The sequence below is a fragment of the Microbacterium sp. 1154 genome, assembly GCF_031455375.1.
Classification (GTDB): domain Bacteria; phylum Actinomycetota; class Actinomycetes; order Actinomycetales; family Microbacteriaceae; genus Microbacterium.
The window spans coordinates 282,516-302,868 of sequence record NZ_JAVDSN010000002.1 but is presented as its reverse complement, the minus strand read 5'-3'; the positions used below and the strand labels follow the sequence as shown (position 1 = coordinate 302,868).

The window sequence follows — 20,353 nt, the reverse complement described above, 5'->3', positions numbered from 1 at the left end:
GCGCATCACCGCGGCGGTGTCACACCGGTCGCTGGTCTCCCGGTGCCGCTCCGTCATCGTCGCTGTCGCCCGCACCGTGCTCCGGCCCGCGCGAACCGCCATCCGTGCCGTCGCCCGGGGTGCCGGCATCCGGGGTCGCGCTTTGCGGACCACCGTCGCGCCGCCCGCCGTCGGCCTCCTCGGCCAGCAGCTGCGCGAGGGCGTCGTCCATCGCGTCCGACGGTGCCGCTTCTCCGCGAGAAGCCGCCGTCAGCCGCGCGATCAGCGCCGCGGGGTCGTCGATGTCTTCCGACGAGGGCATCAGGTCGGGGTAGTCCCACAGCCCGTCGCGCGCGTCGACGCCCACGGCGTCGGTGACGGCACGCCACATCGCCGCGGCCTCGCGCATGCGGCGAGGACGCAGCTCGAGGCCGACGAGCGAGCCGAGCGCCTGCTCGGCGGGTCCGCCGACGGCGCGGCGACGACGGACCGCCTCGGCGATCCGTGCGGCCGACGGCAGGCGCGAGGTCGCGTCCTCGGTGACGACGTCGACCCAGCCCTCGATCGTCGCGAGCAGGTTCTCGAGGCGGGTGAGGGCTGCGGTCTGCTCTTCGGAGCGTTCGGGCAGCAGGGCGCCGCTCTCGAGGGCGCCGCGCAGCTCTTCGGGCTGCGAGGGGTCGAAGCGCGAAGCGAGGTCTTCGAGGGCATCGGTGTCGACGCGGATGCCGTGGGCGAAGTCGCGCACCTGCGAGATGACGTGCAGCCGCAACCAGCGCGCGTGACGGAACAGGCGCGCGTGAGCCAGCTCGCGGGTCGCGAGGTAGAGGGCGAGCTGATCGTCGGGGATCTCGAGATCGCGACCGAAGTCGGCGAAGTTCTGCGGCAGGATCGCCGCGTCGCCGTCGGGCATGACCGGGATACCGACATCCCCGCCACCCACGACCTCGGTGGAGAGTCGACCGACGACCTGGCCGAGCTGCGTCGCGAACAGCGAACCGCCGACGGTGCGCATCAGGCGACCGGCCCCGGCGATCATGTCCTGCATGTCGTCGGGCGCCTGCTGGCCGAGGGCCGCGGTCAGCGCGTCGGCGATGCTCGTGGCGACGGGCTCGGCGAGTTCCTGCCAGATGGGCAGGGTTGCGCTCACCCAGGCGCCGCGGGTGACGGCGCGCGGGGGGCGCGGCAGGTCGCTGATCGAGGTCGCCTCGCCCAGCCACAGGGCCGCGAGGGTGAAGGCCTGATCGAGATCGGTGCGCTGCCCGGTGGTCACACCGAGACCGTCCTGGTTGGCGATGTGCAGCGCCTGGCGCTCGGCGAGGCTCCAGTCGACGCCCTCCTGGGTGCCGGCGAAGGCGCCCTGCAGCTGGTTCATGACGGCCTGCAGCATCGCGGGATCGATCTGCATCCCCGACAGCCGCGAGAGCTGCTCGGGGTCGATGCCGCTGACGTCTCCGGACATGAGACGGCGCATGAGTTCCTGGAACTCGTCCTCGGGGCTCCGGTCGCCGCCGGGGTTGTCGTCTGCCACGTGAGCCGCCTTTCAGCCAGGTCTGGGGGAACGGGTTCTACGCTAGTCGCACGCTTCCCCGCATCAGTCGGCACGGCCTCGCGCCACTTACGCCGCGCGCGAACGACCCGGCAAAGGATTGAGACCGTGACCCTGTTCGATGAGAACGCCTCCGTCGTGCCCGCCCCGCGTCAGCGGTGGCGGCGCGGCACCGTCGTGGGTGTCTGGTCCCTCACCATCGCGGTCGTCGTGCTGTTCGTGATGACGTTCCTGCCCTCGGCCTACGTCATCCAGCAGCCGGGCCCCGTGTACAACACCCTCGGCACCGCCGCCTCCGCCGACGGCCAGCAGGTTCCGCTCATCTCGGTCCCCGAGGGCGACGAGAAAGACAGCACCAGCACCGGACAGCTCGACCTGCTCACCGTGCAAGTCAGCGGCAACCGCGAGCACACCCCCTCGTGGATCGAGCTCGCCTCCGCCTGGTTCGACCGCTCGCGCGCGGTCGTGCCGATCGACCGCATCTTCCCCGCGGGGCAGAGCACCGAGCAGCGCAACACCGAGAACGCCGCCCTCATGACCGACTCGCAGCTCGAGGCGAGCGCGGCCGCCCTCCGCGAGCTCGGCTACCAGGTTCCTCAAGACATCGCGGTCGGCACGATCGACGACGCGGGCGCGGCCAAGGACAAGCTCCAGCAGAACGACGTCATAACCTCGGTCGACGGCGCCGCCGTCTCGACCATCGACGACGTCCGTGCCGCGGTGCAGAAGAGTGCGGGCGCGGCGGTCACCGTCGGTTACGAGCGCGACGGCACGGCATCCACCGTTCAGATCATTCCTCGTCAGACCGAGGTGGACGGCCAGGCGCAGTACCTGCTGGGCGTCGGGCTCATGATGACGTTCGACCTCCCCGTCGACGTGAAGATCCAGCTGAACGACGTCGGCGGCCCCAGCGCGGGCATGATGTTCGCGCTCGGAATCATCGACAAGATGTCGCCCGGCGACCTCACCGGCGGTCAGCACATCGCCGGCACCGGCACGATCGATGCCGACGGCAACGTGGGCCCGATCGGCGGTATCCGCCAGAAGCTGTACGGAGCTCGGGATGCCGGGGCCACCTGGTTCCTCGCCCCCGAGGCGAACTGCAACGAGGTCGTGGGCCACGTGCCCGACGGCATCCGGGTGTTCTCGACCTCCACGCTGAAGCAGTCGCTCACCGTGCTCGAGACCATCCGCGACGGGGGCGATCTCGACGCCCTGCCGACGTGTACTTCGTGATCGTCCTTTCACGGCGAACCCCAGGGAGGGCGCGCCTAGGATGGAGGCGTGACCACGACCTCGGCGCCGAATCAGGCCACGCCTCCTAACCGCTCGCGACGGATCATCTCGATCACTCTGGCGGTGATCGCAGCGCTCGTCGTGGCGTTCTTCGTCTTCGCGAACCTGTACTCCGACTGGCTCTGGTTCGACCAGCTGGGCTTCACCACCGTGCTGACCACCCAGTGGATCGGCCGCAGCGTGATGTTCGTGGTGGGCTTCCTCGCGATGGCCTTGCCGGTGTGGGGGGTCATCCAGCTCGCTTACCGCCTGCGTCCGGTGTACGCGCGTCTGAGCTCGCAGCTCGACCGCTACCAAGAGGTCGTCGAGCCCCTGCGTCGCCTCGCGATGTGGGGCATCCCGATCTTCTTCGGCTTCTTCGCCGGTTTCGCCGCCTCCGCGCAGTGGGAGACCACGTGGCTGTGGTTCAACGGCGTCTCCACCTCGACCACCGACCCCCAGTTCGGTCTCGACACCGGGTTCTACCTGTTCGGGATGCCGTTCTACGCTGCGGCCCTCGGATTCGCGTCCGCGGTGGTGCTGGTGTGCCTGCTGCTCACCGGTGTGGTCTCGTACCTCTACGGCTCCGTGCGGGTCGGACAGCGCGAGCTGCGCATCTCGAAGGCCGCGCGCATCCAGCTCGCGGTCCTGGCCGGCCTCTACCTGCTGCTGCAGGGTGCGAGCCTCTGGCTCGACCGCTTCCGCACGCTCGTCGAGCCGTCCGAGCGCATTACCGGCCCCGGCTACGTCGGCACCAACGCCGTCATCCCCGGCCAGACGATCCTCGCGATCGCGGCCGTGATCGTGGCCCTCGCGTTCTTCGTCACGGCGTTCCTCGGCCGCTGGCGCTACCCGTTGATCGGTACCGCGCTGCTCGTCGTCTCGGCGATCGTCGTGGGAGCGGCGATCCCGTGGGCGGTGACCACGTTCCAGGTGCGCCCGAACGAGCTCGCCCTCGAGAGCCAGTACTACCAGCGCAACCTCGACGGGACGAAGGCCGCCTACGGCCTCGACAACATCGAGAAAGAGAACTTCCAGGCGACGACGACCGCGCAGGCGGGCCAGCTGCGCAACGACGCCGAGTCCACGGCGCAGTTGCGCATCATGGACCCCGCGATCATCGGCCCGACCGTGCGTCAGCTCGAGCAGTACCGCGCCTACTACCAGTTCAACACCCCCCTCGACGTCGACCGCTACACGATCAACGGTCAGACGCAGGACACCGTGGTGTCGCTGCGCGAGCTCAACATCAGCCAGCTCGGCGACGCGGCCTCGTGGCAGAACACGACACTCGTCTACACCCACGGCTACGGCATGGTCGCGGCCGCCGGCAACGAGCGCACCGCCGACGGCGACCCGGTCTTCCTCGAGCAGGCCATTCCCGGCACCGGCTTCCTGACCGACCTCAACTACGAGCCGCGGGTCTACTTCGGTGAGCAGTCCCCGCCATACTCCATCGTCGGCGGCCCTGAGGGCGGCGAGAACATCGAGCTCGACTACCCGCTCGGCGCCGACGGCGGGAGCGAGACCCGCACGACGTTCGCCGGCAACGGCGGACCGAGCGTCGGCAACGTCTTCAACCGCCTCATCTACGCGCTGAAGTTCCAGTCCGAGCAGATCCTCTTCTCGGACTACGTCAACTCCGACTCGCAGATCCTGTACGACCGCAACCCCAAGCAGCGCGTGCAGAAGCTTGCTCCGTACCTGACGCTCGACAGCGACCCGTACCCCACGGTCGTCGACGGGCGCATCAAGTGGGTCATCGACGGCTACACGACGAGCGCGAACTACCCGTACTCGTCGGGTGTCTCGCTCTCGCGGGCGATCGCCGATTCGAACAACCCGGCCCCGACCTACGCGCTGGATGACATCAACTACATCCGCAACTCCGTCAAGGCCACGGTCGACGCCTACGACGGCTCGGTGAGCCTGTACGCCTGGGACGACCAGGACCCGCTGCTCAAGGCGTGGCAGAACATTTACCCCACGACCGTCAAGCCGTGGACCGACATGTCGGCCGACCTCATGAGCCACGTGCGTTACCCGACCGACCTCATGAAGGTGCAGCGCTCGATGCTCGGCGTGTACCACGTCGACGATGCCCGTTCGTTCTTCCAGCAGGACAACCGCTGGACGACACCGAACGACCCGCAGGACCCGGCGACCTTCCAGCCGCCGTACTACCTGACGATGAAGATGCCGAACCAGGACGACCCGTCGTACTCGATGTTCACGAGCTTCATCCCGGCATCCCAGGGCGGCCAAGCGCGTAACGTGCTCACCGGATATCTCGCCGTCGACTCGAACGCGGGTGACCAACAGGGCACGAAACGCGAGGACTACGGCAAGCTCCGAATGCTCGTGATCGACTCGTCGACGACGGTCCCCGGACCCGGCCAGGTGCAGAACACCTTCGACTCCGATACGAACGTGTCGTCGCAGATCAACATCCTGAAACAGGGGCAGTCGCAGGTGCTGAACGGCAACCTGCTGACCCTCCCGGTCGGTGGCGGTCTGCTCTACGTGCAGCCGGTTTTCGTGCAGTCGTCCGGTGACACGAAGCTTCCTCAGCTGAGACGCGTGCTCGTCGCCTTCGGCAACAAGATCGCGTTCGAGAACACCCTCAGCGAGGCGCTCGACACCCTGTTCGGTGGCGACTCCGGAGCCAATACCGGTGACGAGACCGTCACCCCGACCGATCAGGGCGACGGTACGGGCGGAACATCGGGCACGCCGGCACCGACCGGCGACTACGCCGCGGCCTTGCAAGAGGCGCGAGACGCCCTGACCGCGCGTCAGGCGGCCCTCACCAGCGGAGACCTCGCCGGGTTCGCCACGCAGGATGCCCGCCTCACCGCGGCCGTTCAGCGCCTGCTCGACCTCGAGTCCCAGGGTCAGGGAGGTACGGCGACCACCTCGCCGACCCCCGCACCCTCCGAGACGCCCGCGGGCTGATCCCACCCCTCGACGCCCGCGTCCCGCATCTTCGCGGGGCGCGGGCGTCGTCGTGTCGGGCAGGCTTCGCGCGTTGCGTGGGCGTCGTCGTTTCGCGCATGCTCCGGCAGTTGCGTGGGCGTCGTTCTGTGCGCAGGCATCGGCCCATGCGTGGGACGAGGCTCTCGGCGCGCCGGGGCCGCCGCCCGGTCGAGTGTCCAGAACACGCCGCATGCCTCGCCCCACATGTGGCGTGTCGTGGACACTTAAGGCCGGGGTGCCGGCATCCGGTCCCGCGTCCCGCGTCCCGCGCCGTCCTCACGTGACTGCTGTTGAGTGTCCAAGACACCCGGACGGCTTCGGATTTCGTCCAGGTGTTTTGGACACTCAACCGGGGGACGTAGCCCGCCGGCCGCGCGGACCCGCCGCGCGGGAGTCGCGCGGACGTTGCCCCGTTGAGCGTCCAGAACACGCCGCATGCCCCGGCTCGCACGCGGCGTGTTCTGGACACTCAACGCCGGGGTGCCGGTTTCCGGCGCCGCGTCGCGCGTCTCTCGTCGCGCGCGGCGCCCGCAACCGTGCCGCCGTGCACCCGGCGTGATCGCTGTCGAGTGTCCAAAACACCCGGACGGTTTGAAATTTTGTCCGGGTGTTTTGGACACTCAACGGGGGAGGGGGCCGCCGGATGCCATAGCCCGCCCGCCGCGCGAAACCGCCGCCCGGGAGCCTCGCGGCCGTCACCCCGTTGAGTGTCCATGACACGCCGCATGGCTCGCCCCGCCCCCGGCGTGTCATGGACACTCAACGCCGGGGTGCCGGCATCCGGCCCCGCGTCATCCTTGCAACGTCCCCGCGCCGTGCCCGCGGTGCCCCCGGCCTGATCACTGTTGAGTGTCCAAAACACCCGGACGGTTTCAAATTTCGTCCGGGTGTTTTGGACACTGAACGAGGGAACACCGGATGCCGGCGCCCGCCCGCCGCGCGGAACACACCACCCGCGCGCCCCCGCGCGCTTACGCGACCCGCGCGCTCACGCGACCCGCGCGCTCACGCGCGCCGCGCGCTTACGCGACCCGCGCGCTCACGCGACCCGCGCGCTCACGCCCCCGCCCCCCCCGGCGCCCCCGCCCGCACTCACGCGGTCAAGAACCACCACCAGATCAACAGCATCGTCGTCCCGAAACCGGCGATCTGGTTCAGCCACAAGAAGCGGTTCCAGCCGGCGGTGGCGCGGTCGCTGTCGGCATCCGTGACGTTGCGGTAGGGCCAGCAGACCACGAGGTACGGCACCACGAGCACGGCAGCCAGCGGCCCGGGCCACGCCGTGAACAGCATGGCCACCCCCGCCAAAAGGTACGCCACGAGCGCGAAGCGCACCGTCCAGCGGGCCCCGCGGGCCGTGGCGATCGACGAGATGTCGGCGGCGCGGTCGGCTTCGACGTCTTGCACGGCCCCGAAGGCGTGCGAGGCGATGCCCCACAGCGCGAACGCCATTAGCACGAACACGAGTTGCGGCGTCCATACGGCTCCGGCGAGCACGAGCCCATACACGGCGGGTGAGAAGAAGTGGATGCTGCTCGTCATGGAGTCGGCGAAGGGCCGTTCCTTGAGCCGCAGCGGCGGCGCGGAGTAGAACACGACGAAGAACAGGCTGATCGCCAGCACGAGCCACGACAGGGGCGACCCGATGATGACGAGGTACACGACGAACGGCAGGCACGACAGTGCCGAGGCCCACAGCGTGATCTTGTGCATCCGCTTGTCGAGCACCGCGCCGTGCGTTCCGCCCTTGCGGGGGTTGCGGAGGTCGGATTCGTAGTCGAACACGTCGTTCACGCCGTACATGGCGAGGTTGTAGGGAACGAGGAAGAACAGGATGCCGATGATCAACGGCGCATCGAGCGTCCGGGTGGTCAGCAGGTAGGCGGCGGCGAAGGGGAACGCGGTGTTGATCCAGCTGACCGGTCGCGACGACACGAACAGCTCCCGCAGCACGCGGCCGGGGGTGAGGGCGGCGGGGGCGGTCATGCGGTGTCCTTCGTGGGCAGGGGAGCGAAGAGGGTGTACAGCGCCGGCAGCAGGAACGCGGCGCACAGGGGGTAGGCGAAGTCCTCGAGGGGGGCGAGCCCGAGTTTCAGGCCGCTGAGGTGCTCCTGAGGATACGAGAACAGATCGACGGCGATCATGAGGTTGTCGAACACGAGCGTGAGGCCCACCAGCACGAGGGCGGTGAGACCGGAGGATGCCATGCGCTCCCGGAACCGCGGTCGCCGCAGCGTCGCGAGGGTCACGATGATCGTGACCACGACGAACGGCAGCACGATGAGCGGGTACGTCACGCGGACCGCCTGTCGACCGCCGGGGCGTCGGAGCGCCGGGCCCGAGCCGCCGCACGCCGCTCGAACACCGCGAACATCACCACCGCCAGGTAGCTCAGGAACAGCAGGAAGAACACTTCCTCGAGCGGCAGGTGCGGCGCGAGCACGATTCCGACGAACAGCGGGCTCTCGCCCTTGACGAAGACGCCCGTGACGATGCCCACGAGATCCCACGCGAGGAAGAACAGCGTTCCTCCCAGCACGGCCAATGCCGTGCGCCACGGGGCGACCCGCAGCGCGAGCGACCACTTCCAGTCGATGAGCATCATGCCGACCAACGAGAAGAGGATCGCGCCCAGGTAGATCCCGGGCATGTCAGACCGCCGCGCGCGCGGGTTCCGCCAGGGGGCCGGCCGTGGTGTCGCCCGTCAGGCGCTTGACCACGAGTTCGGCCGAGATGAGGCACATCGGCAGGCCAATGCCCGGCAGCACCGAGGTTCCCGCGTAGTAGAGGTTGTCGACCTTGCGCGAGCGGTTCTTGGGGCGGAAGATCGCGCTCTGGTTGAGCGTGTGCGCGAGCCCCAGCGAGTTGCCGTGCCACGCGTGCAGGTCTTCCTTGAAGTCCTCGGGCGCGATCGTCTTGCGCACCACGATCCGCTCGGCCAGATCCGGGATGCCGGTCCACTCGCCGATCTGGGCGATGACGCGGTCCGCGGCCTTCTCGATGCGCTCGTCGCCGGCGCCCGAGACGCCTCCGCGCCCGCTGTCGGGGTCGGCGGGCACCGGGACGAGGACGAACAGGTTCTCGTGCCCTTCGGGTGCGACGGAGTCGTCCGAGGCGCTGGGGCGGCAGATGTAAATCGACGCGGGGTCGGGGATGCGCTTGTTCTCGCCGAAGATGGCGTCGAAGTTCGTGTGCCAGTCGTCGGTGAACAGCAGCGTGTGGTGGGTGAGCTGCGGCAGCTCGCCCTTCACCCCGAGCAGCAGCAGCAGGGCACCGGGGCTCGGCACCTTGTCCTTCCACCACTTCTCGGGGTACTGGCGGTCTTTCGCCTCGAGCAGGTCGTTCTCGGTGTGGTGCAGGTCGGCGCCCGAGACCACGGCATCCGCGGCGATGACCCGTCCGTCGGCGAGACGCACACCGCGTGCCGTGCCCGACTGGGTGATGATGGACTCGACGGGGGTCGACGTCTCGATCGTGACGCCGCGTTCGCGCGCGAGCTTCTCGATCACCGCGATGATCTCGGTCATGCCCCCCTTGGGGTACAGCACGCCGTCGCCCAGGTCGAGGTGGCTCATCAGGTGGTACAGGCTCGGCACCTCGAAGGGCGACCCGCCGAGGAACACGGCGGGGTACGCGAGGATCTGCTGCAGCCGGGTGTTCTTGAAGTCCGTGGTGACGCGCTTCCACAGCGTGCGGGTGAGCAGCGGGATGAGGGTGGGCAGACGCTTCACGAGCGCGGGGTCGCGCAGGCCCTTCGTCGACGAGTACGGGTCGTACAGGAACTTCGACGTCGACAGCTCGTAGGCGTCCTTCGCCGAGTCGAGGTACGCCTCGAGGTTCGGTCCCGAACCGGGCTCGTGCTCTTCGAACAGGGCGCGTACGGCTTCGCGTCCCGAGACGATGTCGATCGGCTCGCCCTTTCCGGGAGGACCGTAGACGCGGTACGCCGGGTCGAGGCGCACGAGGTCGAGCTGTTCGTCGGCGCTCGTTCCGAGCAGACGGAAGAAGTGGTCGAACACCTCGGGCATGAGGTACCAGCTGGGGCCGGTGTCAAAGCGGAAGCCGTCCTTCTCCCACGAGCCCGCGCGGCCACCGAGGGCGTCGCGCGCCTCGAAGAGGTGGACGTCGTGTCCTCGGTCGGCGAGCAGGGCCGCGGTACCGAGACCGGCGATCCCGCCTCCGACGACGACGATGCGCTGGGCGCTCATGAGCGTGAACCTTTCGGGGGACGGCCCAGAAGGGCACGGGCGGCGAGGGTGGCTTTGACACCGTCGGGGACGCGGACGCGCGGGGCGCCGGCGGGGGAGGAGCGAAGGCGGCGAGACAGCTCGGCGAACAGGTCGTGGGCGGTCGTGACGGCGGCGCGGCAGTCGGGCGGCAGGTGGGGGATGACGGATGCCGCGGCGGCGAGGTCGGCGTCGATCCGGTCGAGCACGGCGATGCGTCGTTCGTCGTCGGCCGCGCCGTCGAGGTAGTCGCGGCCGAGGCGGGTGGCGTCGTCGGCCAGGTCGCGGAGGAAGTTCACGTCTTGGAAGGCCGCGCCCAGGCGTCGGGCGCCGTCCACCAGGTCGGCGGCGGGCTGCGCGGGGGCCGACATGCCGGCGTTGAGGAACACCTGCAGGCACATCAGCCCGACGACCTCGGCGGAGCCGTAGACGTACGCGTCGTGCGAGAGGTCGTCGTGCTCCGCGGTGTCGAGGTCGGTGCGCATCGACGTGAAGAACGGGGCGATCAGCTCGTCGGTGATGCCGCACTCCCGCGCCGTCCGTGCGAAGGCGTGCACGACGAGGTTGGCGCTGAAGCCGGTGGCGATGGCATCCCGAACCTCGTTCTCGAGGTTGTCGAGCACCGCGCGCTCCCGCTCGGGGCTGAGCCCGGCGTCGTGGGCGGGGCCGTCGACGATCTCGTCGGCCACGCGCACGAGGGCGTAGATGTTGCGCACGTGGGGTCGGGGGCGGGGTCCGAGCAAGCGTGCGGCGATGCCGAACGACGTCGAGTAGCGCTGGATCACCGCGGCCGCGGCGTCATCTGCCGTCTGCGAATACAGTTCGAGGCCCGTGGGCGCATGACTCACGGAATGCGCTCCTGAACGGCGCGCACGAGACCGCGGAGCACGCCGCGGCAGGCCTCGGGCAGGGTCGAGGCTTCGATGATGCCGAGCGTGTCTTCGAGGGTGTCGAAGATGAGGCACTCGAGGTCGGCGCGGGCGCCCGACAGGGCGAGGGCGTCTTGCGCGGCGCGCACGGCGATCGGGCCGGTGTGAGCCTGGGCGAGGGCCTCGCTGACCTCGGGCCAGTACGGCGACTGGCGCGCGAGGGAGATGAGGTGCGTCTTCTTCGCTTCGCGCAGGTCGCAGCCTTCTTCTTTGCCCGATAGCGCGGACGAGCCGAAGGCGCCGATCAGATCGTCGACGAGCTGGTACGCCAGCCCCAGCTTCTGGCCGAACCGCTCGAGCGCGTAGATCGACGGGGTCGGCGCCCCGGCCATGAGGGCTCCGGCCTGCAGCGGGGCCGAGAACGAGTACGCGGCGGTCTTGTCGCGCGTGGTGCGCAGGATCGCCTCGGCGTCGACCTCGCCCGCCGAGACGGAGTGCTCCACGTCCGACAGCTCGCCCATGGCCGAGATCAGCACGGCGTCGTCGAGCATCTCGAGAAGAGGGTGGCGCATGTGGTCGGGGAGCTGCGCGAGCGCGATCATGCGTCCGGCCTCGTGCAGCAGCAGGTCGCCGGCGAGGATGGCAGCGGCGTCTCCGAGCAGCGCCGAACCCTCGGCATCCGCCCCCTTCTGGGCTCCGCGATCGCGGAACTCGCCGGCCACGTTGGGCAGGCCGCGGCGCTCGGTGTCGTGATCGATGACGTCGTCGTGGATGACGAAGGCGGTGTGCAGCAGTTCGAAGGCCGCGGCGACCTGGTAGACGCCGATGCGGTGATCGTCGTCGCCGCCGAGCGTCTGGAAGGCCGAGGCGACGAGCAGCGGGCGGAAACGCTTGCCGCCCTCGGTCGCTCGACGGATAGCGGATGCCAGGTACCGGGCGCCGTCGCCGAGGTTGGTGGCGCGCCGCTGCAGGCGCGAGAGCGCGCCGTCGATCTCGCGTTCGATGCCCTGGCGGGCGACGGGCGAGGAATCGAGACTGATCATGAGGCGCGCCTCACCGGTTCAGGGGTCTGGAAGAGGTGGAGCTGCTGTGCCTGCAGCACGAGCCAGGGGCTGAACGCCCAGGGGGTGGACTCGAGGGAAGCGGCGAGCTCGAGCGGGTCGACCCAGCGGTACTCGGCGACCTCGTCGGGGTTGGGCCGAGGGTCGACGTCGGCCCGGGCCGTGTAGACGGGGCAGATCTCGTGCTCGACGATGCCGCTCGCATCGACCGCGCGGTAGCGAAAGGTCGGCAGCGCCAGCTCGAGGTCGCGGATGACCAGGCCCACCTCGAACTCGGCGCGGCGGTGGACCGCCGACAGTGCGGGCTCGCCGGGGCCGGGGTGACCGCAGAACGAGTTGGTCCAGACGCCGGGCCAGGTCTTCTTGTGCAGGGCGCGGCGCGTGACGAGGACCTCGCCGGCCGAATTGACGACGTGGCATGAGAACGCCAGGTGCAGAGGGGTGTCGGTGTCGTGCACGGTAGCCTTGGGCGCCGTGCCGATCTCGTTACCGAAGTCGTCCAGGAGGACGACGTATTCGGTCTCGCTCATCGTGCCTCCTGTTTGCTAGTTTAGCTAGCGATGTAGGCTTGACTATACCGACGCCGAAAGGGGGTGTCCACCGTGACGAAAGCCGTGTCGGCCTCTGATACGAGGCCTGCCGTGACCGACACATTACGCGCTGTTCAGACGCTCAGCGACGCCCTCGACCGCATGCATTCCGGCATGAAAGGCGAGATGGAGATGAATGCCAGCGATCTCGCGACGCTGCGCATGCTGACCATCCGCGAATACCGGGGTCAGATGGTTAGCCCGCACGACGTGGCCACTCATCTGCGTATCTCGACCGCGTCGACGACGAAGCTCATCGACCGCCTGGTCGCGTCGGGTCACCTCGAGCGTCTGCCGCACCCCTCCGACGGTCGGGCGCGTGTCGTCGTGTTGACGGACAAGTCGCGGCGAGAGTTCTTCCAGCACTTCGGCGTGCACCTGGGTGCCATGCGCGAGGTGGCGGGGCGCTTCGACGACGGTGAGCTCGACACGATCGTCGCGTTCCTCGACGAGCTGACCGAGTCGATCACCACCGAGGCCTGACGGGTTCTAGCTGCGCGCGACCCGCACCCCGACGTCGTCGAACGCGTCGCGCTGACGCCCGCCCCGCCGAGCCGTCGCTCGTACCTGCGCCGGCGCGTCCGACCACCCGCCGCCGCGGAAAACCCGCGCGTCGCCGTCCCCCTCCGGGTCGTACAGATCGGCGCACCACTCCCACACGTTGCCGAGAGTGTCGAAGAGTCCGTGGAGGTTCGGCATCCGTCCTCCGACTTCCGCGGGGAAGTTCAGGCCGTCCGCGGCCGTCCACGCCACCTCGCGCACGGGGCCGTAGGCCGATGAGGTTGAGCCCGCGCGGCAGGCGTACTCCCACTCGTCTTCGGTGGGGAGCCGGAAGCCGTCGGAGTCGGGGTGTCCCGTCACGACCTCGCCGTCGAACGAGTAGACCGGGTCGAGGCCTTCCCACTCGCTGAGGGCATTGCACAGGCGGATCGCCCGCAGCCAGCTCAGCTGGGTGGCGGGTCGACGTGGATAGCGCGACGGGATGCCGAGCAGCTCGGCCATCTGCTCCTCGGTGATGGGGTACACGCCGATCTCGAAGGCGTCGACGACGATTTCGCGCCGCTCGGCACCCCGCAGGTCTCCGCGCAGCACGCTGCCCGCGGGGATCCGCGCCATCTCGACGTCTGTCACGCGAGTTCCACCATCCAGAGGTCGCTGTCGCCCGTGATGAACAGGCGCTTCTCGTCGGCATCGAACGTGCAGTTGCTCACGACGTGCGGGGTGGGGATGACGCCCAGGCGTGCGCCCGTCTCGTCGACGATGACCACACCCGCCTCGCTCGAGATCCAGAGCCAGTCGCGGCTGTCGACGACGAACCCGTCCGGGATGCCGGCATCCACCGTCGCGAAGGTGCGCGGGGCGCCGAGCGTCTGGCCGTCCCAGTCGCACGCGACGATGCGGGGGAGGCGCTCGGCGTTCGACTCGGCGACGTACAGCGTCTTCTCGTCGCGGCTGAAGGCCAGGCCGTTGGGCTGGTCGAGGTCGATCATGCGCTCGATCCCGTCGCCGTCACGCCAGCGGTACACGCTCTGATGGGGAAGTGCGGGGTCGGCGGGGTACCCCTCGCGCGGATCCGAGATGCCGTACGTGGGGTCGGTGAACCAAATCCAGCCATCGGATGCCACGACCAGGTCGTTCGGCGAGTTCAGCGGCTCGCCCTCGAAGGCGTCGACGAGCAGCTCGGTGCCGTTCTCGTCGGTGCGGCTGACGCCACGGCGCCCGTGCTCGGCCTGCACGAGGCGGCCCTCGGCATCCATCGCGTTTCCGTTGGCGAAGTTGGATCGGTCGCGCACCGTGACGATGCTGCCGTCCTCACGCCAGGCGAGCGTCCGACGACCGATCACATCGCTGAAGACCAGCGAGCGCTCCTCGGGCCACCACACCGGGCCCTCGGCCCACGTGGCGTCGCTGTAGAGCGAGAGGAGGCGCGACGTGCGGGGCAGCACCGCGGTGAGGCGCTCGCTCCACACGCGGGGAGGCGCGACATCGACCGGCTCGGGCGAGCGAGGACTCTGCAGGATCTGACCGTCGAGGGGAATGCGGGGCATGGTGCCAGTCAAACGTGTGCGTGCCATCGCGCGAGCCGGGTTGACGCGCTCAGCCGAAGGGGTGGGGAGTCGGCGCGGCCGGCGACGACGCGAACTGGATGAGCACCTGCAGGCACGGCTCGTCTCCCACGGTGCCCGAGAGGTGCCCCTCTTCACCGTCCACCTCGTCGGTTTCGAGATCCTGCCCGAAGTGGATGTCGCCGGGCCCCATCTCGACGCGTGAGCCGTCTTGCGTCTCGAGGAACCAGCGCCCCCGCAGCGGGATCACCCACTGAGGATGAGGAGAGGGATGCCACTGCCCCACCCACCCGACCGGGAGCGCCGCGAACAGCACCGCCGACACCTCGCCGGGGAACGGTCGCATCCACTGCGGGTCGGCCCCGCCGCCCACGCTCTGCAGGCCGAAACCGCGCATCACCGACTCGTCGAGCCGGCTCTTCCCGTCGAGTCCCGTCCACATGTGGACGAAGGGCAGCGTCGGAGGGGTCTCAGGGTCGCGCCCGTCGTTGTCGAGGCGGGCGGTGGTGGTCGTGTCCATGAGTCGAGTCAACCGCGCGCGGTGCGGGGGAGCGGAGGGTTGACGACAGGGGTGGATGCCAGGTGCCGGTGCCAACGATGAAGGGGCGCCGCCGACCGAAGTCGACGGCGCCCCTTCAGGAACGCAGTGTGCGTCAGGCCTTGCCCTCGGCGCGGTTGCGACGAACCGTGGTGGCCACGGCGATCGTGCCACCGGCGAGCGCGAGAGCGCCGCCGCCGACCCAGAGGCCGAGCATCGAGTTGGCGTCGAAGCCGGTCGCGGGGAGGCCGGTCGAGCCGCCCGCGTTCGTGCCCGAGCCCGAGCCGCCGGCGGTGCCGCCGGTGGGCGTCGCGGAGAGCGTGTAGGTGCCACGGGCGTCCGCGGGGAGGGTGACGACCGCGGTCGCGTTGCCCGAGGCGTCGGCGATCTTCGTGATCGACTTCGAGCTGACGGGCAGGTTCGCCGTGGCGAGGCCGGCCTGGTCGGCGTTGTAGCCGACGAGAACGAAGTTGACGGTAGCGCCGGGAGCGACGTTGAACGTGACCGGGCCGTTGTTGGTGATCGTCACGGTCTGCGTGCCGGGAGCGTTGGGGACGTATGCCTGTGCCACGGCGGGAGCTGCGAACAGCAGCGCGCCGGCGAGGGCGGCGGAGACGCCAGCCTTCTTGAGGGAGAGCTTCATGAGTGCCTGCTTTCGAATCCGGGCTACCGGTGAGGTGGTGGTCCGCGTCCGTGCTATCCCGATGGAGCTGCAAGGGGAAGGACAACAATGAAGCGGTGGGCTGTGCTGAGACCCTTCCTGAGTATTGCCTAGGCGTTCCCTGGATTGCAAATCAGCTAGGTTTCCAATACGTAAATTTACGACGGCGCGCAGTCTGCGGCGCATTTACGCAACCGCATTGTTTATCCGAGGGTGGCCGTTGCTGACGTCTCACACGCCGAGGCGACCGTCGGATCAATGGCGGCATCCGCCGTCGGTGTGACGAGGGCTTCCGCTTTCGACGCGGTCGTCGTGGCGCGCACGGTCACCGTGAGATCAGCGGACGCCTGCGGAAGCAGTTGGAAGCCGAAGGTCAGCACCTGCCTCCCCTCGAAGGACCCGCTCGCGGATGCCGTTCCCGTGGCGGTCTCGCCCGACACGAGCTCGTACCCCTCGGGGAGGTAGACGTTGCTCACGACCGTTGCCGTGCCCGGTGCTGTGCCGAATTGGCCGTTCGCGGTCACGTATCTCGGGAGAGACGTCGAAGCATCCGCCGGCGCCGTATTCGTAAGAGTCATCCTCAGAGTCAGCTGACGTGGCCCTTTCCGTCCGTCGGGCGCGCACTGGTCCCACGCGAGAGAGACGTCGGGCTTGACGTAGTAGCTCATCTTCGACCCGCCGCCGTCGTTCAGGTACACGCCGAAACGGGCCGTCTCCTCGTCCGTTACCGGCAGTTCGCCGGCCACGGACGAACCTTCGAGGATGTCCTGTTCCTCGGGATCGGCGCTCCACATCAAGACACGGCGCTGATCGGCCGCGGTCGCGAGATTGGTCAGCAGGCTCACCGTCGACCCGCGCCCCTCGAGGAAGGCATTGAAGACCGCTCCCGTTGCTGCAGCGAAGAATGCGTCCTGTGCGGAGGGGTCGGGGTATCGCTGATACACGTCGCTTAAAAGGAGCGTTACAGCATTGTCTGGGGACAGAGTCTCGCCATCCGGCAGTGCAACGGGTCCCGTTGAGCGCAAGAGATACGACAGGACGACGGGGTCAAGCGTGATCACGCCGTCGACCTCGACGCCGGTTCGTTGCTTGTACATCTCGCGGGCGAGCGGTCCGTCGAAGGTGAAATCCGGAATCTGCGTGAGGTTTTGGAAGAACCGCGCGGGTCGGGTCTCGTAGATGTTCTGCACGTCGGTCGGGAGGTCCACGACCGGGTTCTTGATCCCTTTCGACAGCGAGGTGCCGGACTCGGTGTTCGCCAGGCTGATTGCGCCTTGATCGGTCTTGAGAAGAATCGCCGTCCCCGCGATGCCGCCCAACGACCGCCACTCCGCGTTGTTCTGCACGAGCAGCAGGTAGTTGCGCTCACCGTTCTGCCCCAGAACGTCTGGGAGTAGACGCGTCGCCCGCGACAGGGCGTCGAGGCTGGTGGCCGCCTGCTCGAAGACCGCGGTCGACTTGTCGACCGCGCGCGCGAGCACTCCCACGAGAGGCGTGCGATTGAGGGCCAGCAGTTGATCGGAGGCATCTGCGGCTGCGGATGCCGCGGACTGGGCGGGCTGCGCGAGAACGGAGAGGCCGGTCGTATCGATGCGACCGTCGACCGGCTTCAACGCGTCGAAGGAAGTGTCTTGGGCTGCCGTCACCAGGGGCAGGAGGGCATCGCTGAGCAGAGTGTCGCCCGCGGACGCCACCGTGCCGAAGGCCTGCAGCTGTGGACCGATCCACGGCGCACCCTCCGCGAGGTGCCACACCGGGTCGGAGGTGAGGTCGTGCGCGGCGGAGGCGTCCGTCGACAAGCGGGCGATGGTCGCGCCCGCGGCGCCCGGGTCGGAGGCGAGCGCCGATGAGGCCTCGCTGATCCCCGCTTCGATACGCGACAGGTGCTGATACGCCATCCACCCCCGCACGCCCACCCAGGCGGCGATGACGACGAGGAGAACTAGGTATGCGCCGAGTACCCAGGCCGCCACGCGACCGACTTTGAGCATGGTCGGGGGGAGAGGGGAGGAGCTCACGCGGGTGCCCTTCGTTTCCGTAGTCACGGCGGTGTCGGTTCGCTGCCGCGAGACCCTTGCCGACCCCGAGGTGGATCTGTGGGTCAGCCTTCGCGCTGTGCTTCTCGCGAGGTACGGCGCGGCGAGAAGCCCAGCTCGTCGAGCGAGATCTCGTCCGAGGCGTCCGCGTCGGCGGCGCTCTTCTCCTTCTTCCGCGAGAAGCGGCTGGTCTTCGCCGGCAGCTCGCGATACCCGTACCCGTACCCGTATCCGTAGGCGGCGTAGTAGGAGTCCGGTCCTCGGGTCGGCACCATCGACATGATGAAACCGGCGAGCTTGGCTCCGACGGTGTTGAGCGCCTCGGTGGCTCCCGTCAGCTGATGCTTGGTGGTCTTGCCCGCCGACACGACCATGAGTGCGCCGCTCGTGGCGCGGGCGAGGATCGCGGCGTCGGTGACGGGCAGCAACGGGGGAGCGTCGCACAGCACGACGTCGAAGTCGCGCTCGAGCATCTCGAGCAGGACGGTCATCTGCTGCGACCCCAGCAGCTCACTCGGGTTGGGCGGGATCTTTCCCGCGGGCAGCACGTAGAGGCTGCGGCCGCCCCAGGGGAGCATGACCTCGTTGACCTTGGCCCGGCCGATGAGAACGTCCGTCAGCCCGGCGCCACCCTCGATGCTGAGATACTCCGCGACCTTGGGCTTGCGCAGGTCGGTGTCGAGCAGTGCGACCCGCTTGCCCGCGTCGGCGAGTGCGATCGCCAGGTTGATCGTGGTCGTCGACTTTCCCTCACTCGGGATCGAACTGGTCACGACGAAGCTCGAGCGCCCGCCCATGTCGAGGAACTGGAGGTTCGTGCGCAATGCGCGGAACGACTCGGCCCGCGGGCTCAGCGGATCCGCGTGGACGATGAGCGGCCGTTCCTTCGCCTTGGCGTCGTAGGCGATGGCGCCGATGGCAGGGGCATCGGTGATGTGTTCGGCATCCCGCGGCGTGCGCACCCGGTTGTCGAGGGTCGTACGCAAGACCGCTACACCGACTCCCAGCGCGAGCCCGATCAGTGTGCCCAAGAGCAGGTTGAGTGGGACATTCGGAGAAGTGGGGCTCAGGGCAGCCTGCGCGTCGGTCACTCGCGTGAGTCGCACGGGGCTGGAGCCTCCGTCAACGGCAGGCTCGAGCTGCGGGACGACCGTCGCGAGACTTTCGGCGACGGAGTTTGCGATGTCGGAAGCTTCGCTCGCATTCGAACTGCCCACCGTGATGTTGATAAGTGTCGAGTTCAAGCCCGCAGAGGCCTTGACCTCCTTCGCCAGCGTTTCCGCCGTTGTCCCAAGACCCAGGGAGTTGATGACCGGGTTCAGTACGGCCGGCGTGGCCACTAGTCCCACGTACGTGTTGATCCGAGCCTGAGTGAAGCTCGACCCCTGCTGAAGCTCAGCCGTGGTGCTGCCGCCCTGTGTCGAGACGAAGATCGTGCTCGAAGACTCGTATGTGGGAGTTCGAGTCAGGGTGTACGCCGTCGCTGCGCCGAGCCCCACAACGGTGAGCAGAAGAATGACGAGCCAATTCTTCCTGAGGACTCGGATGTAGTCGCTGAGCTCCATGGTGCCTCTCGAAGATGCGCCCGCCGAGATACGACAGTGCGGGGGGAAAATCCCGCTAAGTCTGACACATCGAATGTTTCCGGCAGGTCTTATCCGGCTCGGGGCGCATTGTTAGCCGCGACGACGATGCGGCTCTCCGAAAGATCCAGGCGTCGTGAAGGTGTCCGCGGCCCTCGTCAGTTTGTTGGCGAGAAGGCGAGCAGCACAAGACGTTCGACCGAGGGCAAGGCCGATAACAGCTGCGCCTCGGACAGTTCGTAAGTGCGCGAGGATCGACGATAGGGATCGACCACGTCGTCGTCCTCAGCCGCGACAGGCGGTAGGGTCCCGCGTCGGCTGGCCATGAGGTTCAGCATGGCCGAGAACCGCGCGCTCGGATCGAATACGTCCTCCGCTGAGGCTGCGGATCGAAGCAGTTCGTCGTCGGACATGCCCGATGCAAGACGCGCCAGCTCTCGAACGGTGAAGGTTTTCCTCGTAAACGACGGGTTCATCTCGACGATCTGGCGTCGGTGCTCGCGAGCCATGGCGAGTGCCAGGTGGGCGGGCCGAAGCAGTTCGTCCGTGAGGAAACGGGATCGATGCCTCTCGACGTCCCCACGCAGAACGCCGTGTGCCAACGCAATGTCTGTGGTCTGAGAAGTGACTTGCATCCCGTCGCGCGCGCGCGTCCCGGCACTCGAGATGTTCACTTCGAGGTTGGTCAGTCGCGAGGCCAGCAGCTCCGCCGCCAAGGGCGAACGACAGATGTTCCCGGTGCACACGGCGATGATGGTGAGCATTCCCGCCCTCCTTCTGGTGAATGTCGAAACGAAGGCCCGTGCGGTGTTGCCATTATGTTGGCTCCGTGACCAACGAGCCTACTGACGACGCGCTCACCGGCGTCGAGAGTTCGGCTCGCGTAGCCGGAAGGTCCGGCGACACAGCGCCATCGATAGCCTCGAGCCGCCACCGCCGCCGGACGG

At 68.5% G+C, this 20,353-nt stretch carries 18 protein-coding genes; 3 read left to right on the top strand and 15 right to left on the bottom strand.

Annotated elements, in window-relative coordinates; translation table 11 throughout:
- Positions 1-19 precede the first annotated feature (19 nt).
- Positions 20-1,507 carry a zinc-dependent metalloprotease gene (locus J2X55_RS10700; protein ID WP_115917760.1) on the bottom strand — a complete coding sequence of 496 codons (1,488 nt, stop codon included), beginning with the start codon at positions 1,505-1,507 and terminating at the stop codon, positions 20-22.
- Between the two features lie 126 nt (positions 1,508-1,633).
- On the opposite strand from J2X55_RS10700, the gene J2X55_RS10695 reads away from it, so the two are divergent.
- Positions 1,634-2,761: a S16 family serine protease gene (locus tag J2X55_RS10695; protein WP_115917762.1), complete on the top strand. Its 1,128-nt coding sequence runs from the start codon at positions 1,634-1,636 to the stop codon at positions 2,759-2,761.
- 48 nt (positions 2,762-2,809) lie between these two features.
- Positions 2,810-5,755 (top strand): UPF0182 family protein, encoded by a 2,946-nt coding sequence (locus J2X55_RS10690; RefSeq protein ID WP_115917764.1) that lies wholly within the window; start codon positions 2,810-2,812, stop codon positions 5,753-5,755.
- 1,113 nt (positions 5,756-6,868) lie between these two features.
- On the opposite strand, the gene J2X55_RS10685 is transcribed toward J2X55_RS10690, so the two are convergent.
- From J2X55_RS10685 to idi, 7 genes are read right to left on the bottom strand one after another with little or no spacing between them, the layout of a single operon-like run.
- Entirely contained in the window at positions 6,869-7,762 is an 894-nt protein-coding gene (locus J2X55_RS10685; RefSeq protein WP_309823343.1) for a prenyltransferase, read from the bottom strand.
- Positions 7,759-8,073, bottom strand: a complete 315-nt coding sequence (locus tag J2X55_RS10680) for a lycopene cyclase domain-containing protein (protein ID WP_309823341.1) — start codon at positions 8,071-8,073, stop codon at positions 7,759-7,761. The genes J2X55_RS10685 and J2X55_RS10680 overlap by 4 nt, the downstream gene beginning before the upstream one ends.
- On the bottom strand, positions 8,070-8,426 hold the full coding sequence (locus J2X55_RS10675; RefSeq protein WP_309823340.1) for a lycopene cyclase domain-containing protein: 357 nt from the start codon (positions 8,424-8,426) through the stop codon (positions 8,070-8,072). The genes J2X55_RS10680 and J2X55_RS10675 overlap by 4 nt, the downstream gene beginning before the upstream one ends.
- Before the next feature lies 1 nt (position 8,427).
- Positions 8,428-9,984, bottom strand: coding sequence for a phytoene desaturase family protein (gene crtI, locus J2X55_RS10670; RefSeq protein WP_309823339.1), 1,557 nt, complete (start codon positions 9,982-9,984; stop codon positions 8,428-8,430).
- Positions 9,981-10,850, bottom strand: coding sequence for a squalene/phytoene synthase family protein (locus J2X55_RS10665; RefSeq protein ID WP_115917773.1), 870 nt, complete (start codon positions 10,848-10,850; stop codon positions 9,981-9,983). Before J2X55_RS10665 ends, crtI begins: the two co-directional genes overlap by 4 nt.
- A complete protein-coding gene (locus tag J2X55_RS10660) occupies positions 10,847-11,914 on the bottom strand; it encodes a polyprenyl synthetase family protein (protein ID WP_309823337.1) in 1,068 nt (355 codons plus the stop codon). The genes J2X55_RS10665 and J2X55_RS10660 overlap by 4 nt, the downstream gene beginning before the upstream one ends.
- Positions 11,911-12,462 (bottom strand): isopentenyl-diphosphate Delta-isomerase, encoded by a 552-nt coding sequence (gene idi / locus J2X55_RS10655; protein WP_115917777.1) that lies wholly within the window; start codon positions 12,460-12,462, stop codon positions 11,911-11,913. The genes J2X55_RS10660 and idi overlap by 4 nt, the downstream gene beginning before the upstream one ends.
- 111 nt (positions 12,463-12,573) lie before the next feature.
- Between idi and J2X55_RS10650 the strand changes: the two genes are divergently transcribed.
- Positions 12,574-13,005 carry a MarR family transcriptional regulator gene (locus J2X55_RS10650; protein ID WP_309823335.1) on the top strand — a complete coding sequence of 144 codons (432 nt, stop codon included), beginning with the start codon at positions 12,574-12,576 and terminating at the stop codon, positions 13,003-13,005.
- Between the two features lie 6 nt (positions 13,006-13,011).
- Here the strand turns inward: J2X55_RS10650 and J2X55_RS10645 are convergent, their stop codons facing one another.
- The 7 genes from J2X55_RS10645 to J2X55_RS10615 all read right to left on the bottom strand — a co-directional run bounded on the left by J2X55_RS10645 (position 13,012) and on the right by J2X55_RS10615 (position 20,170).
- A complete protein-coding gene (locus J2X55_RS10645; protein ID WP_309823333.1) occupies positions 13,012-13,653 on the bottom strand; it encodes an SUMF1/EgtB/PvdO family nonheme iron enzyme in 642 nt (213 codons plus the stop codon).
- Positions 13,650-14,570 carry an SMP-30/gluconolactonase/LRE family protein gene (locus J2X55_RS10640; protein WP_309823331.1) on the bottom strand — a complete coding sequence of 307 codons (921 nt, stop codon included), beginning with the start codon at positions 14,568-14,570 and terminating at the stop codon, positions 13,650-13,652. Before J2X55_RS10640 ends, J2X55_RS10645 begins: the two co-directional genes overlap by 4 nt.
- Positions 14,571-14,619: 49 nt before the next feature.
- A complete protein-coding gene (locus J2X55_RS10635; RefSeq protein WP_309823330.1) occupies positions 14,620-15,108 on the bottom strand; it encodes a hypothetical protein in 489 nt (162 codons plus the stop codon).
- 133 nt (positions 15,109-15,241) lie between these two features.
- Positions 15,242-15,769 carry an LPXTG cell wall anchor domain-containing protein gene (locus J2X55_RS10630; RefSeq protein ID WP_309823328.1) on the bottom strand — a complete coding sequence of 176 codons (528 nt, stop codon included), beginning with the start codon at positions 15,767-15,769 and terminating at the stop codon, positions 15,242-15,244.
- 221 nt (positions 15,770-15,990) lie between these two features.
- A complete protein-coding gene (locus J2X55_RS10625) occupies positions 15,991-17,805 on the bottom strand; it encodes a DUF4012 domain-containing protein (protein WP_309823326.1) in 1,815 nt (604 codons plus the stop codon).
- Positions 17,806-17,888: 83 nt separating this feature from the next.
- Positions 17,889-19,388, bottom strand: coding sequence for a polysaccharide biosynthesis tyrosine autokinase (locus tag J2X55_RS10620; protein ID WP_309823325.1), 1,500 nt, complete (start codon positions 19,386-19,388; stop codon positions 17,889-17,891).
- A gap of 176 nt (positions 19,389-19,564) precedes the next feature.
- A complete protein-coding gene (locus J2X55_RS10615; protein ID WP_309823323.1) occupies positions 19,565-20,170 on the bottom strand; it encodes a low molecular weight phosphatase family protein in 606 nt (201 codons plus the stop codon).
- Positions 20,171-20,353 lie beyond the last annotated feature (183 nt).

What these genes read in the sequence shown, in the direction of transcription:
- J2X55_RS10660 (WP_309823337.1), bottom strand. Translation starts at nt 11,914, where the DNA reads ATGATCAGTCTCGATTCCTCGCCCGTCGCCCGCCAGGGCATCGAACGC.
- J2X55_RS10675 (WP_309823340.1), bottom strand. Translation starts at nt 8,426, where the DNA reads ATGCCCGGGATCTACCTGGGCGCGATCCTCTTCTCGTTGGTCGGCATG.
- J2X55_RS10640 (WP_309823331.1), bottom strand. Translation starts at nt 14,570, where the DNA reads ATGCCCCGCATTCCCCTCGACGGTCAGATCCTGCAGAGTCCTCGCTCG.
- J2X55_RS10620 (WP_309823325.1), bottom strand. Translation starts at nt 19,388, where the DNA reads ATGGAGCTCAGCGACTACATCCGAGTCCTCAGGAAGAATTGGCTCGTC.
- J2X55_RS10635 (WP_309823330.1), bottom strand. Translation starts at nt 15,108, where the DNA reads ATGGACACGACCACCACCGCCCGCCTCGACAACGACGGGCGCGACCCT.
- J2X55_RS10615 (WP_309823323.1), bottom strand. Translation starts at nt 20,170, where the DNA reads ATGCTCACCATCATCGCCGTGTGCACCGGGAACATCTGTCGTTCGCCC.
- J2X55_RS10630 (WP_309823328.1), bottom strand. Translation starts at nt 15,769, where the DNA reads ATGAAGCTCTCCCTCAAGAAGGCTGGCGTCTCCGCCGCCCTCGCCGGC.
- J2X55_RS10685 (WP_309823343.1), bottom strand. Translation starts at nt 7,762, where the DNA reads ATGACCGCCCCCGCCGCCCTCACCCCCGGCCGCGTGCTGCGGGAGCTG.
- crtI (WP_309823339.1), bottom strand. Translation starts at nt 9,984, where the DNA reads ATGAGCGCCCAGCGCATCGTCGTCGTCGGAGGCGGGATCGCCGGTCTC.
- idi (WP_115917777.1), bottom strand. Translation starts at nt 12,462, where the DNA reads ATGAGCGAGACCGAATACGTCGTCCTCCTGGACGACTTCGGTAACGAG.